The sequence below is a fragment of the Laspinema palackyanum D2c genome, from assembly GCF_025370875.1.
Classification (GTDB): Bacteria; Cyanobacteriota; Cyanobacteriia; order Cyanobacteriales; family Laspinemataceae; genus Laspinema; species Laspinema palackyanum.
Map to the genome: position 1 here is coordinate 645,384 of NZ_JAMXFD010000001.1, position 13,317 is coordinate 658,700.

The window sequence follows — 13,317 nt, forward strand, 5'->3', positions numbered from 1 at the left end:
TAAGCCGCGTTCCTTCGGGACAACTCCCTACTTCCGTCCCTGCCGGGGATCTAACAATCAGGTAGTTCGCAAAGCCGGTAGAGATGAACGGATCAATAAATTCTGTATTAATTTTTACAGTTTTGCAAGTCGGTGTCAAGTATTTCAGGATACCTTTACAAAACTTGACGAGACCCAGTAGGGGGGAGAACCGGAGCGATCGCCCATTGCCTCTGTCTTGAGTCATTTCCAGTTATTCCGCCATAAAAAAGACACCCTCGGCAGGTGTCTTTTTTAAACGAGAATTGCAGCGACTCAGACTAATTAGTGCGCTGATCCGTTCCCATGATAGTTATCAGAATCGTAAAAGCCGTTTTTGGTGCCAAAAAACAAGCAGGATACGATAAAAACAATGCTCAGAATCGGCAGAATTAATTTGATATCCATAAATTTCCAATCACAACAAACCAGGATGAATGAAACCAAGCATGACTATTGTAGAACCTGAATGGCTGGCCCGTCCATCAACCGAAGTCGCACCGGCTTTAATCGGTTGCGCTTTAGTCCGGCAACTGCCCGATGGACAACGAATTCGGGGGACAATCGTTGAAACTGAAGCCTACGAACCGGGAGACCCAGCTAGTCATGCCTACCGACGGCGCACCCCGCGTAATCAGGCAATGTTTGGGCCACCGGGCACGATTTATGTCTATCTGATTTATGGAATGTACTACTGCCTGAATATTGTCACCGATCGCCCAGAGGTTGCCAGTGCAGTCCTGATTCGCGCCTTACAACTGGATATCATGCCCCCCGGGTTCCAGACGAAGGAAAAATTAGCTCGGATTGCCGCAGGACCGGGTAAACTCTGTCGCACCCTGCAAATTGATCGCAGTTTAAACGATCGCCCCTTAGAGCTAGAGGGTCCCCTGTGGTTGGAACATCGGACCCCGGAATTTCAGCAGCAGTTAGACCAGGGGACCCTGAGCTTAGTTCAAACCTACCGGATTGGCATATCCGTAGGAACCGACTTGCCTTGGCGGTGGTACTTAGCAAATAGTCCGGCAGTCTCCAAACCTTAAAGATTTGATGAAGAACCGGACCACCACAAAAAAACCGGGTTGCTGCGAAATGGGCTCAGGACTGGACCCAACTCTCAATTCAAAACCCCGGTTTCCTCCTTGCTAGACTAGCCTGAGTCTTAAATCTCCAAGGGTTCTCCGCGCTCAGTAAATTCCACAGTCTCAATTTGCCACTGGGGATTTTCCGTTAAAGTTCGTTCCAGACTGCCGAAGAGGGACAACCGCTCACAACTAGACAAGGAGACAAATTGCCGTTGCGAATTCGGGTCGGCCCGCAGATCTACCGTAGCAACTCCCGTGGTGTTATCCACCGTGACCCGATAACCGATGATATCAAAATCCACCGTCCCGGCATTTTGAATCACTTCACCGACTGCCGCCTCAATGGGGCGATCGCTGGGAACCGACACCGTTTGCGGCAGCAATTCTTGACACTGAGCGTCCGCTTCGTAAATCGTTACGTTCGCCCTCGCCACAGACTGGGGTTGTTGGGTATCGGGAGATACCGCCCCATTGGAAGGGGATGAGGGCATCCCCGGGTCCGTGGTGGTGGGTGGCGTCCCACACCCCGTCACGGACAATAAAATCACGAGAGTGATGCCAACGATCGGCTGGGCTATATATTTTTTGATGATAGAATTCGAGTGAAAAACTTCTTGCATGGCTACTACCTGGACTCGCCGCCACATTATTTCTTTGGCTGATTTTGTTTCTTCAGAATACGATACGGTGCTGCAAACTGCCGCTAGTTTTGGGGAGGTCCTCTCCCGACGGATGAAAAAAGTGCCGACCCTGCAAGGGCAGGTGGTGGCTAATTTATTTTTTGAACCCTCTACTCGCACCCGCAGCAGTTTTGAACTGGCAGCCAAACGACTTTCCGCAGATACCTTGAATTTTGCTCCCGGATCCTCTTCTCTCACGAAAGGGGAGACGATTTTGGATACTGCCAAGACTTATTTGGCAATGGGAACGGATTTGATGGTGATTCGCCATCGGGAGGCGGGAGTTCCCCAGGCGATCGCCACGGAAATGGACCGTCTGGGTTCCCGGGTGGGGGTCCTGAATGCCGGGGATGGGCAACATGAACATCCCTCCCAAGGATTGCTGGATTTGTTTACTATTTGCTCCCTGCTGGATCGGGACCGCCCTCGCCTGGAACTGCTGCAAGGGAAAAAAATTGCGATCGTTGGGGATATTCTACATTCGCGGGTGGCGCGATCGAATATTTGGAGTCTGACGGCAGCTACAGGGGCTGAACTGCATCTGGCGGGACCTCCGACTCTTCTGCCCCAACTCTTTGCAGAAATGGGAGTAGGGAGAGCGGGTCAGTTATTGTTGCATTGGACTGTAGAAGAAGCCCTGGAAAATGCCGATTTTGTGATGACCCTGCGATTACAAAAAGAGCGGATGAGCCAGCATCTGTTGCCCAGTTTGCGGGAGTATCATCAGCATTATGGGATTACCCGCGATCGCCTCAAACTCTGTAACCCCAATGTGAAAGTGTTACATCCGGGTCCCGTGAATCGAGGGGTAGAAATCAGTTCTGACCTGATGGATGACCCCCAGTTTAGCCTAATTTCCCAACAAGTGACTTCTGGGGTGGCGGTTCGGATGGCGTTGCTCTATCTGATGGGGGGCGGCAAGGTTCAGTAGAATGGACCCGGGGAATTTTAAAATGAGGGGTAACTGACCCTAAGAAATTGCATCAACCATGACCAACCCAACGTTATCAACCCCGGTCCCGGATGCGATCGCCTCCCCAAAGGGCGATCGCTTTGCTCTGACTTTCGCCCCCTTATCCCTAGAGGAAGTTTATGCTCTGGCTGATGACCCTGGCAATGGGGCGGTAGTCGTCATGAGTGGCATGGTTCGCAATCAAACCGATGGGAAACCCGTGGTTGCCCTGGAGTATCAAGCTTATGCACCAATGGCGGTGGCAGTTTTTCAACAAATTGCTGCCTCGATCCGGTCTACTTGGCCCGATGTGAAGCGGGTGGTGATTTTTCATCGGACTGGGCGCTTACAGATTGGCGAAATTAGTGTCTTAGTGGCAGTGGGTTCTCCGCATCGCGGGGAAGCTTTTGAAGCCTGTCAGAATGCGATCGATACCCTCAAGCACAACGCCCCCATCTGGAAAAAAGAACATTGGGCTGATGGTTCTAGTTCTTGGGTCAGTATTGGGGCTTGTGAAACCGAGGAGAAGTAAGCAGAACTCCGGTTGTTAAGAGGATACAGAAGCGATCGCAGTTTGGGATCGGGGTTTTCCCGGATAAATGGTTCTGAGCGATCGCTGAACATTAAGAACCCGGGGAAACAATTGACTTGTTCAGGAGTCTTGCACTCCATAGAGACAAAACCAAAAGTGCCACTCCCCCAACTCCCGGAAACGGGAACTTTTGCTAGGATAAAAGCGTCTCCAGTACCTGGAATGTTATAGCACTCATTCCAACGCCATCAGCACCCTTTCAGACTGGAAGGGGCTTCGGGCAATCATCCGGAACTTAAACGCTGAGAGTGCAAATCATGCCGTTACCGGGTAAACAGTTGATGAATACCCCCGTAATTCGGAGGATGTGAAAGTCTGAATTGCCAGACTCGTCTAAAAGGCGGACATCACGGTAGCGGTCAGCAAAAAGAGCACCTAAGGGTTTCGGAGAGTTCCAGCGGATTATGATTTATCCAGGAAAAAAACTCTCCACATTCTCGCCGTAAATGACGGGGTTTCCGACCCGTTTTTAATAGATGAGTTACACTCCTTCTACATCCTGGCAAACGGGTGAGGCCACTAATTCTCAAGCCTCAGTGCAACCAGATAAACTGTCAAATTACGATTTAGTCCTGCGCTGTCAGGAGGGCCTGAGCCCTGACCGTTCTGCGTTTGCTGAACTGCTACGCCGTTATCAGTCTCATGTGGATAAAATTTTGTACCACTTGGCTCCTGATTGGCAAGACCGGGCAGATTTAGCACAGGAAGTTTGGATTCGGGTTTACCGGAATGTCAAACGGTTAAACGATCCGGTTAAATTCCGGGGTTGGTTGAGCCGAATTGCCACCAATTTGTTCTACGATGAACTCAGGAAGCGCAAGCGGGTGCGCGACCCCCTCTCTTTAGATGCCCCTCGGATGTTAGAAGATGGGCAAATGGATTGGGAAATAGCGGCGGATGAGCCCGGTCCCGAAGATGACTTGACTACTCGCGAATTTTACGACCAATTACGCGCCGCGATCGCTGATTTACCTGAAGTATTCCGCACGACTATCGTCTTGCGGGAAATTGAAGGATTAGCTTACGAAGAAATTGCTGAAATTACCGGCGTTTCTCTCGGCACTGTAAAATCCCGAATTGCCCGCGCCCGTCAGCGTCTGCAAGTTCAACTTCAAAGTTATTTGGACAGTTAGGCGTCGGGTTGCGGTGTTGTTTTAAACGCCTGTTTCTCATGTAACTTAACGTTGTATTTCTCAACGTTAGACGCCCAATCTATTCAGATATGATTATTACTAAACAAGCTTGCAGTTGTGATTATTATTCAGGGTGCATTATCCAGTTTGATTTGGTGGTGGTGTTGACATGAATCCTAACTATGAATCCCATCACGCTCCCCAAAAACCAGCCCTAGGGGGTTCACGATTTTTTAACTTAACCGATCGCAATCAGCCAATGGCACTATGGAATTCCGTGACCCCAGATTCAGCCCAGCTCGACGATGATCTCACCGCCGATCAATTTGAATTACTCAGTGCTTATCTCGACGGTGAAGTAACTGACACCGAACGTCAGCAAGTTGAGGGCTGGCTAGAAAATGATGGCTCACTCCGAGACTTACATTCGAGACTCTCAACCCTGCATCAGGGATGGACGTCCCTCCCGGCACCGCCGGAGAGCCAGCCTGTAGATGCCTTGCTCAAGGGTGTTTTTAGTCGGATTGACGAAATCGAACAACAAGAATCTTTCACCGCCATCGTTACGGATCACACTGTTGCCGCTATTTCTGCCGATCGCATTGAGTTGCTGAGTGCTTACCTCGATGGTGAGGTTTCTGAAACTGAACGTCAGCAAGTGGAAACTTGGCTCTCCACTAATGCCTCACTCAGAGACTTACATTCGAGACTCTTATCCCTGCATCAGGGATGGACTTCGCTCCCAGCACCGTCAGAGGTACAACCTGTCGATTCCTTGCTCAATGGTGTCTTTAGTCGGATTGAGGAAATCGAACAACAAGAAGCCGTCACGCCTTTTGTTGCCGATCGCCCGGTTGCCGCGATTCCTGTAGATCGATTTGAGTTACTCAGTGCTTACCTCGATGGTGAGGTGACTGAAACTGAACATCAGCAAGTCGAAGCTTGGCTCTCTAGTGATCCTTCATTCCGAGACTTACATTCGAGACTCTTATCCCTGCATCAGGAATTCGTCTCCCTCCCGGCACCGTTGGAGGCGCAACCTGTCGATGCCTTACTCAATGGCGTCTTTAGTCGGATTGACGAAATCGCACAACCAGAAGCCGTCACCCCTCTAGTTGGCGATCGCGCCGTTGCCGCGATTCCTGCAGATAGATTTGAGTTGCTCAGTGCCTATCTCGATGGTGAGACAACACAGACTGAATCGGAACAAGTTGAAAGCTGGCTCTCCAGTGATGCGGCACTTCGTCAGGTCTATGCGGGACTCTTAACCCTGCATCAGGAATGGGTTTCCCTCCCGGCACCGTTGGAGGCGCAACCTGTAGATGCCTTGCTCAGTGCGGTCTTTAGTCGGATTGACGAAATCGCACAACCAGAAGCCGTCACGCATCTGGTTGGCGATCGCGCCGTTGCTGCGATTCCTGCGGCGCAATTTGAGTTACTCAGTGCTTACCTCGATGGTGAGGCAACTTATGCTGAATCTCAGCTCGTGGAAAGTTTGCTCTCCAGTGATGCCACATTCAGACAGGTCCATTCGAGACTCTTAAACCTCCGTCAGGAATTAGTTTCCCTCCCGGCACCGCTGGAGGCACAACCTCTCGATTCCTTACTCGCTGGGGTCTTTAGTCGCATTGATCAACTCGAACAATTGGAAGCTAAAATTCCGATGGTTTGTGAAGGAGAAAATGTGGCACTTGCTGCGGGACGCTTTGAATTGGTCAGTGCTTATATCGATGGTGAAGCAACTCAGAGCGAACGTCGTCAGGTTCAAGAGTGGCTCGCTCGCGATCCCGAGGTGAAACGCCTGTATTTGAACTTGATTAAACTGCGTGAAAGTGTGCAAGTTTTGCCAGTTCCTGCGCCGGTGCAACCTGTGCAAGAAACGGTGCAGAACTTGTTCCGACGCCTCGATCGCCAGCGTCAGCGGCGGGTTTTATGGGGTGGGGTGGCGATCGCTGCCTTGGTTTTAGCAGGGCTATCGAGTCTTATCTTCCGAGATCGCACCTACAGCCCTCAAATGGCAACGGTCCCAGCAGAAACCCAAACGCCTTCCGAACGCTTGATGATTGCCTTGAATGGTTCAGTGGTCGAAATTCCGGAAGCTCCGGAAGCCACAGAACCCAAACCCATTGAATCCCGCGCTCTGTTTGTGGAATAATGGGATGCGCTCCATCGGTTGACTGAGGTGTTTCCACCGGATGATCAACATCCCGAATCTGAAGGTTAATTCTAAAGTGGATTACCCCAGGGCTCAGGTCTCGTTGATGTGAAATGGGCAAAGATAATACAAAAATACCAGAGATTGGGTGAAAAGAACGAATAAAACGGGTGTTCCGATCGGCGATCGCCCATAGCTAGAGCTACTCCCTTCTTCAAAGGATGAGGCTCGATCTAGCTATGGGCTTTTGCTTGAAACCCTCTATACCACCCCTAAATCCCAGGGAACATTCGGGAGGGCCAAAAAACCCCCAGAATTTGTAGGAACAATTTGATAAAAGATACTGACCCGAATGATTGAAACTTGTTATAACTCCGGTTTCTTCCCCTGTCTAAGCGGCTGGATATTTTTTGTAGCACCGTCAAACCAGAAGAGTTTTCCTTAGAGTTAGAAAGGAATCCGATAGGAGAAACCGAACTATTTATCTAGGCTCTCCGTACAATCTCGGAACCCAGTTTTGGGATGAAACTGAGGGATGACAGCCAAAAACTGAGGGTGAAAACTGAATTGCTAATTCCTACGAAATTTTAGGATACGGATAAGAGAGTGCGTCAGAAGAGGAAAGGTTAGAAACCTGGTTTCTTTACCCAGTCTCGACCCATTCGCCACCCAATAGGACCAGAAGGCCAGTTTCCGGTCCTCTGAATTGAAGAAGCCTGAATTAATCCCCTAAAGCATCGGTTCAGCCATTAGAAAAAATCTGTCTTAACTCCTTCATGAGCTGCGATGAAGGGTTTTTTCTCCGTAATTTCACGGAAGCCCTAGCGCTCCCCAAACCCGAAGTCTAAACCGACTAATCCGGGTCAATGGAATCCCGACCCGGGGAATATTCCCGGAGAGATTTACCCTCTGTAGATAAAACTTTACCCAATTTTTATTCTTCCTGCTTCTGGGTTCATTGGTCCTTGCCCGGTCCGGTTATATAAATTGTTTAGAGGGAATCCATAGAGCAGTAACTTTACTAAAGATTTACACACATTTCCCTGTTATATAGGGAACAATAGGATTGATATCATATCAATGACTTTATAGCATCCTCCTTTAGAGATAAGCTCTAAATGGGAATTGCACCGATTGTAGATGCTCTACAGGGGATGACGATCGTAGATCTGGAATCCCATACTGTAAAGAAAGCGAAACCCTTACAGAGGTTTTCCGTCTTCGAGCAGGTAGGGGGGGAGTTTAGGGGTGATTGGCTTTCGAGATCTTCCGTTTTTGGAGGGATGGAGAGTCATAGAGTCATCGAAGCATAACCCGTCTGAGTCTGAGTTACCCGGTTACATCCAGCAGTTTAGAAACCCTTCCTCGCCGATAGAGCAATCACTCTGGCGATCGCGATTATTCCCTCGCGGACCAATTTTTTGAGGGGGCTTCATAAAAGTTAACCTCCGGTTGAGGGAGACTGGAGAAATTGAGGGGTGAAGTTCCGGATAATTTTGAAGCATTTAAACGTCATTCTATTTAGTCTATAACAGGAGAGGAACCCATGAATCTTAAACAGCTATTACAACTCGCGATCGCTGGGGTTGTAGCAATCTCTGTTCCCCTGATCAGCGCCCAAAAATCTGTAGCCCAGTCGGGAGCACCCTTGAGTTCCTTTCAGTGTCAGATTTCTGCGGATCAACTCTTCGTCACCCTAGCGGTTCGCCAAAATGGACAGGTGTCTGACCCCATGATCGTCTGGAAAACCGAAGAATTTAGTGGTGCAGGATACACCCCGGAACGCCGCTGTACAGAAGTCACGAACCGTCTCAATTCCTTGTTACAAGAAAATAACCAGAGTTTACAGGGACTGTACATGACCGCTGGATTAGTTAATGGTGAGGCGGTCCTCTGTGCCGTTAGCAGCACCCGAGCCGGTTGTAATACCAGAAATGTCCTGTTTACCCTCAACCATGCCAACCGTCGCAACCCCAGCCAAATGTTAAGAAATCTGGCAAGTGCGGGGGTTGTGGGTAGTGGGAACGCGATTCAAGAGTCCGGAGGACAACCCTACGTTGATTTAGATATCTTAGTCAATCAACTCTTCTAATCCTCCTATTCTTGGAACTTGTACAAAGTATTTTGCTGGAAATCGCCGAGGCTTGGCGAGCTGGAATGGCAAGATTTCAGTGGATTGGTCCAGTCAGGAAAGAGAACCAAATTATGAGTCTGAAAAAAATGGGCCGATGGGTTGCAGCCCTTTTACTGGCAACCCCAGGAGGTTTACTCCTATCCCCCAGCAGTATGGCGTCATCCCCCACTTCAGTGGTGTCTTTTGAATGCCAGCCCTCGGATAACTTTTATACGATTCGAGCGGTCCGAACCGATGGTTCTGTCTCAGAGTCGATGATTTCTTGGAAAAATCAAGACTATCGCAGTTCCGATGAATCGCGGGCAACCTGTCAGCAGGTGTCAAACCAACTGAATGCGGTGTTGCGTAATAATGGCAACAGCCTGAGTGGGTTATATCTCACCGTTGGACGAGTCAATGGGGAGATGGTCGTTTGTGCCGTGAATGGCACTGATGTCGGCTGCAATCGCCAGAATGTTTTGTTTGCCTTCAATGGCAATAACCGCGCCGAACCCGCTAGATTGTTGGCGGGATTGCTCGGGACCGAAAGCTTAATTAACCTAGTCGTAGTGGGGAATTTGTTGCAGGATTTTTCCCCCCTGCCTACGCTAATTTCGACCGGGTAGTGGAGATTCTGTTTGAACCCCAAGGAGAAAAGAAGTGAGGAAAGCGTATGAGCTTTATCCAGATAGCCCGCGATTTGTGCGGAACGCGGCGCGATCGCCAAGCTTTGCACCGCCCGATCGCGCCGGTTGGTCACTCCTTGAGAGTGCCTATTTGTAAATAACCTAGAGAGAGGTGAAACTTTCTCTAGGTTTTTTATTCAGAAAAATAGAGAGAAAATATCAAAGGTTACCGGAGCAATTCACGCTCTCGGCAGATCCCATCACCAAAGCGCTATCATCCTTCAGGTTCCCCCCGGATTAAAATTCCTGTGCCGGGGTCTAACCTATCAGGAAAACATGGGCTTGAAGGGTTAAAAATTCTCCGGTCAAACCGCTCGATTCAAAACTCGATATTACCCATTTTTATGCTATTATTTGGTCGATTTCCGACTTATTTGTTCGCCACAACTGGCGCTCTGGCGATCACCTTGGCGGTGCGGATGAACCTGGCCCTCCCCCTAGTGGCGAGTCGCTCTTTAGCCCCGGAACAGGTGAATGCGATCGCCTCCCAAACTACGGTGATTATTGCCCAAGGTTTACAAGAAGGAGACATCGAAGCCCGCCAAGAATGGAATCCAGGATCTGGGGTGATTGTCGCCCGGGATGGCAATACTTACTCCGTCTTAACCGCCCTCCATGTCGTCAGAACCCGCGAAGTGGTTTATGGGGTCAGGACCAGTGACGGCAAAGTGCATCAAGTGGATGATGTGGAGACCCAACGTAATATTATTCCCCTGGGAGAAGAACTAGGGGAGTTCGGCGAGACGATTCAGGGACTCGATCTGGCGATCGTCACCTTTACCAGCACTCAGGACTATCCCATTGCGGTGATGGGAGACTCCCCCCACATCGATCTCGGTGCACCCGTCTATATCTCCGGTTGGCCGAATCCTGAAGACGAAAGCGCCCGCCGAGTCCGTGAGTTCCGGGAGGGAAATCTTACGGACATTGCCAATCCTCCCTCGGATGATGGGGGATACAGCTTGCTCTATACCAACGAGACGAAGCGGGGGATGAGCGGAGGACCCGTTTTTAACCAAGAGGGCGAGTTAGTCGGCATTCACGGACGGGGACGCGCTCAGGAAGACCGCTATTGTGTCGATCCCGAGTTAAGCCAAAACAATAGTTGCGGGATCCAAACCCTGCATTTTATCGATCGCGTCCAACGGGAGCAACTGGCCCTCTCGTTTGCGGAACCTCCTGTGGATCCAGAGGTGATCGCCCACGGGATGACCAATATGGAAGAGGCGGACACGATTGAAGATATTTATAAAGATTTTACTTTCTTGCGATCGCTCCTGCGGGATGGCCCCTCTGGGGGTTGCTCTAGCCTCTTACTGGGAGAACCTTGCAACTGAGACGCCTGAAATTTCCCCATTTTGGGACTGCTTCCGAGAGAATGAGATGGGAAACACCCTACCCCCTTTCCTCCCTTTATGTGGCATTTTATCCCAGAGACCTTATCCACAGCTTGTTTTATCTGACTCGCATGAAAACCGCTATTGCTGGTGTTGTCGTCTTTCTCATTACGTTGCCCTCCATTAGGGCGATCGCTTCTCCTGCCTTGATGCTCAGGGTAGAACCCTCCCAGGCAAAGGACCGGCAACGGATTGAACCCCCAACAGAAAGTCCCAACGCCCTAGCAAACAGCCGCACCCTAAAGGGTGGGGCTATACAGACGAAGCCTGCGAAGGCAGGCTCATGGGGAAAACAGGTCTCTGATGACTGGATTGGGGAGCAACTCCCCCTCTCCCAGGGACTTGTGGATGGGGACCCAATGGCTCAAACGACCTCAGTCTCGCAACTCTCCGATGTTCAACCCACGGACTGGGCATTTCAAGCCCTTCAATCCTTGATTGAGCGCTACCGTTGTATTCAAGGGTATCCCGACGGGACTTTTCGGGGAAATCGCGCTTTAAACCGCTATGAGTTTGCTGCCGGGTTGAATGCCTGCCTGGAACGGATGAATGAGCGGATCGCCAGTGCAGGGGAACTGATTTCCCGAGACGATTTAACGGTCCTCGAACAATTGCAACGGGAATTTGCCGCAGAATTGGCGACGTTGCAAGGGCGGGTGGAAAATTTAGAACTGCGAACGGCTCAATTAGAGTCCCAACAATTTTCCCCCACGGCAGTGTTGGGGGGAGAAGCAATTTTTGCCTTAACGGGAGGAAGTGGGGGAGAACCGCCAGGAGAGGGAGATAATAATCTAGTTTTTTCTTATCTTGCTCGCGTCGGGGTGGTGGCTTCTTTTACGGGGAGAGATAGACTCCGACTAGAGTTATCTTCGGGCAATTTTAGCGATCGCGGTTTTGCCAATCCGGAGTCTTTTAATACGGATATGGCATTGCTATCTTATCAAGGTGGATTTAGCGATCGCGTGGTTTTGGATAAGTTAGAATATCGTTTTGCCCTCAGCGAGCGCGCGGTTGTTACGCTGCGTCCAGTGGGCTTTAGTTTAAGTAGTGTTCTGACGGCTAACTCCGGCTATTTTGATGCCGGTCGAGGTGCGCTGTCCCGGTTTGCCGAAGCGAGTCCGATTTTTAAAATTGGCAGTCTCGATGCCGGTGCCGGGGTGGATTTGTTACTGAGCGATCGCGTGCGACTACAGGCCGCTTATGGCACGCGCAATAGTAGCAGTCTCACCGAAGGCGGTGGGTTTGTCGGCGCTGACCATAGTGCGACGGGGATACAACTGCTCCTCAAACCGACCAATACTGCGATCGCTGGTTTAACCTATGTGAATGCTTACGCCAAAGATGGACGCCTGGATACTTTCACCGGCAGCTTTCTGGCTGATACGGGCGGGTTTATGGATGAACCGGCCCAGATTAATGCGATCGGGGGTTCCCTGCAATGGCGCTTTCATCGCAATCTCACCTTTGGTACTTGGGGAGCCTGGATGTTCACCAACTCCACCGTCTCCGATGCCTCTGCCACTACCACCACTTACCTGTTTTCCCTGGGATATTCCGACCCCTTTGGCAGACCCGGAGATTTGCTCGCCTTGCTCGTCGGTCAACCCCCGAAATTAGTGGATAGCACCGATTTATTTTTAGAGGAAGACCCGGATACCTCCTTGCATTTTGAAACCTTTTATCGCTGGCGCGTCAGCGATCGCATTTCTATTACCCCCGGCATTATGTACATCACCAATCCCGAACATAATGCTAATAATGAAGATATTTTTATCGGCACCATTCGCACCACCTTCCGCTTTTAGGAGACTCCTGATTATGTCTAAATCCGTTTCAAATTTAATCCTTTCCTTAACTGTATTCCCCGTCCTGCTGGGCATCCTGTCATCCACGAGGGTGATGGCCCAAGAAACCGAACCCTGTCTCGTTGAAGCGAGACCCGGCCCCAGTCTTGTTCCCGCTTGTCCCCCCAGACTCCGCACTCCTATTCAACCTACTTTTTCCGAAGAGGAAAGACGCGGATTTGAACAGCGCGGATTTGACAATTTTTTACGGGATGCTCTGAATGGAAATAGTGACCCGATGGGTGGCGGAACGATTGGTGGGGCAGTGGAAAGTGATGGGGGACTTGTACCGATTTCTCCTGAATCTCGGGGAATTGGCCCGACTTTTGACCCGACTGATGTCATTATTCCTCGCGGTGGGGTGAGGGGACGGTGAAATTTTTAACCACTGATTTCACCGATTTTCACTGACTTGTTGCAAAACTTTACAAAATTTTCTTTAAAAAAAGGGAAATCGGCTTGACAGGGGGGATTGACTCTGATAAATTTTTAATTATAATCGGAGGCTTTGCATAATTATTATTAGAGAGAATATTTCCATTATGAATATAATATGACATCAGGTCAAGAATTGCAATACCCCTCCAGCAATTCTCATTTTGGCAAAAACTGTTCAAATCCCCTTGAGCCGTGTATGGTAATGATATCTGCAAAACCCAAGA

The 13,317-nt window shown here is 50.0% G+C and carries 14 protein-coding genes and 1 riboswitch; of the genes, 11 read left to right on the forward strand and 3 right to left on the reverse strand.

The features are described from left to right. Positions 1 to 3 precede the first annotated feature (3 nt). A riboswitch (Glutamine riboswitch) is annotated at positions 4 to 92 on the reverse strand. Between the two features lie 211 nt (positions 93 to 303). Further along, positions 304 to 426, reverse strand: coding sequence for a DUF8629 family protein (locus tag NG795_RS28490; RefSeq protein WP_494337210.1), 123 nt, complete (start codon positions 424 to 426; stop codon positions 304 to 306). Between the two features lie 29 nt (positions 427 to 455). Here NG795_RS28490 and NG795_RS02750 point away from each other — a divergent pair, with 29 nt between their 5' ends. After that, positions 456 to 1,061: a DNA-3-methyladenine glycosylase gene (locus tag NG795_RS02750; RefSeq protein WP_436836023.1), complete on the forward strand. Its 606-nt coding sequence runs from the start codon at positions 456 to 458 to the stop codon at positions 1,059 to 1,061. A gap of 119 nt (positions 1,062 to 1,180) precedes the next feature. On the opposite strand, the gene NG795_RS02755 is transcribed toward NG795_RS02750, so the two are convergent. Next, the gene (locus tag NG795_RS02755; RefSeq protein ID WP_367287128.1) at positions 1,181 to 1,723 is read right to left on the reverse strand and encodes a GerMN domain-containing protein; all 543 of its coding nucleotides are present in this window, start codon (positions 1,721 to 1,723) and stop codon (positions 1,181 to 1,183) included. Here NG795_RS02755 and NG795_RS02760 point away from each other — a divergent pair. The 10 genes from NG795_RS02760 to NG795_RS02805 all read left to right on the forward strand — a co-directional run bounded on the left by NG795_RS02760 (position 1,722) and on the right by NG795_RS02805 (position 13,031). Next, a complete protein-coding gene (locus NG795_RS02760) occupies positions 1,722 to 2,714 on the forward strand; it encodes an aspartate carbamoyltransferase catalytic subunit (RefSeq protein WP_367287129.1) in 993 nt (330 codons plus the stop codon). The two genes, NG795_RS02755 and NG795_RS02760, sit on opposite strands and share 2 nt — an antisense overlap. Before the next feature lie 58 nt (positions 2,715 to 2,772). Further along, positions 2,773 to 3,267, forward strand: a complete 495-nt coding sequence (locus NG795_RS02765; protein ID WP_367287130.1) for a molybdenum cofactor biosynthesis protein MoaE — start codon at positions 2,773 to 2,775, stop codon at positions 3,265 to 3,267. Between the two features lie 536 nt (positions 3,268 to 3,803). After that, positions 3,804 to 4,460, forward strand: a complete 657-nt coding sequence (locus NG795_RS02770) for a sigma-70 family RNA polymerase sigma factor (protein ID WP_367287131.1) — start codon at positions 3,804 to 3,806, stop codon at positions 4,458 to 4,460. A gap of 169 nt (positions 4,461 to 4,629) precedes the next feature. Beyond that, positions 4,630 to 6,615, forward strand: a complete 1,986-nt coding sequence (locus NG795_RS02775) for an anti-sigma factor family protein (protein ID WP_367287132.1) — start codon at positions 4,630 to 4,632, stop codon at positions 6,613 to 6,615. Positions 6,616 to 8,161: 1,546 nt separating this feature from the next. Continuing rightward, positions 8,162 to 8,707: a COP23 domain-containing protein gene (locus NG795_RS02780; RefSeq protein ID WP_367287133.1), complete on the forward strand. Its 546-nt coding sequence runs from the start codon at positions 8,162 to 8,164 to the stop codon at positions 8,705 to 8,707. 113 nt (positions 8,708 to 8,820) lie between these two features. Beyond that, entirely contained in the window at positions 8,821 to 9,354 is a 534-nt protein-coding gene (locus tag NG795_RS02785; RefSeq protein ID WP_367287134.1) for a COP23 domain-containing protein, read from the forward strand. Between the two features lie 34 nt (positions 9,355 to 9,388). Further along, the gene (locus NG795_RS02790; protein WP_367287135.1) at positions 9,389 to 9,511 is read left to right on the forward strand and encodes a hypothetical protein; all 123 of its coding nucleotides are present in this window, start codon (positions 9,389 to 9,391) and stop codon (positions 9,509 to 9,511) included. 247 nt (positions 9,512 to 9,758) lie between these two features. Beyond that, the gene (locus tag NG795_RS02795) at positions 9,759 to 10,751 is read left to right on the forward strand and encodes a S1 family peptidase (RefSeq protein WP_367287136.1); all 993 of its coding nucleotides are present in this window, start codon (positions 9,759 to 9,761) and stop codon (positions 10,749 to 10,751) included. A 41-nt stretch (positions 10,752 to 10,792) separates the two neighbouring features. After that, complete coding sequence (locus tag NG795_RS02800) at positions 10,793 to 12,616, forward strand: iron uptake porin (protein WP_436836024.1); 1,824 nt, start codon at positions 10,793 to 10,795, stop codon at positions 12,614 to 12,616. 13 nt (positions 12,617 to 12,629) lie between these two features. Further along, positions 12,630 to 13,031, forward strand: a complete 402-nt coding sequence (locus tag NG795_RS02805; RefSeq protein WP_367287138.1) for a hypothetical protein — start codon at positions 12,630 to 12,632, stop codon at positions 13,029 to 13,031. 49 nt (positions 13,032 to 13,080) lie between these two features. Here NG795_RS02805 and NG795_RS02810 read toward each other — a convergent pair. After that, positions 13,081 to 13,317: hypothetical protein (locus NG795_RS02810; protein ID WP_367287139.1), on the reverse strand; the 237-nt coding region annotated here is incomplete at its 5' end.

Excerpts from the sequence above, each read along its gene's own strand:
- NG795_RS28490 (WP_494337210.1), bottom strand. The coding sequence starts at position 426 with ATGGATATCAAATTAATTCTGCCGATTCTGAGCATTGTTTTTATCGTA.
- NG795_RS02750 (WP_436836023.1), top strand. The coding sequence starts at position 456 with ATGAAACCAAGCATGACTATTGTAGAACCTGAATGGCTGGCCCGTCCA.
- NG795_RS02760 (WP_367287129.1), top strand. The coding sequence starts at position 1,722 with ATGGCTACTACCTGGACTCGCCGCCACATTATTTCTTTGGCTGATTTT.
- NG795_RS02755 (WP_367287128.1), bottom strand. The coding sequence starts at position 1,723 with ATGCAAGAAGTTTTTCACTCGAATTCTATCATCAAAAAATATATAGCC.
- NG795_RS02765 (WP_367287130.1), top strand. The coding sequence starts at position 2,773 with ATGACCAACCCAACGTTATCAACCCCGGTCCCGGATGCGATCGCCTCC.
- NG795_RS02770 (WP_367287131.1), top strand. The coding sequence starts at position 3,804 with ATGAGTTACACTCCTTCTACATCCTGGCAAACGGGTGAGGCCACTAAT.
- NG795_RS02775 (WP_367287132.1), top strand. The coding sequence starts at position 4,630 with ATGAATCCTAACTATGAATCCCATCACGCTCCCCAAAAACCAGCCCTA.
- NG795_RS02780 (WP_367287133.1), top strand. The coding sequence starts at position 8,162 with ATGAATCTTAAACAGCTATTACAACTCGCGATCGCTGGGGTTGTAGCA.
- NG795_RS02785 (WP_367287134.1), top strand. The coding sequence starts at position 8,821 with ATGAGTCTGAAAAAAATGGGCCGATGGGTTGCAGCCCTTTTACTGGCA.
- NG795_RS02795 (WP_367287136.1), top strand. The coding sequence starts at position 9,759 with ATGCTATTATTTGGTCGATTTCCGACTTATTTGTTCGCCACAACTGGC.
- NG795_RS02800 (WP_436836024.1), top strand. The coding sequence starts at position 10,793 with ATGAGATGGGAAACACCCTACCCCCTTTCCTCCCTTTATGTGGCATTT.
- NG795_RS02805 (WP_367287138.1), top strand. The coding sequence starts at position 12,630 with ATGTCTAAATCCGTTTCAAATTTAATCCTTTCCTTAACTGTATTCCCC.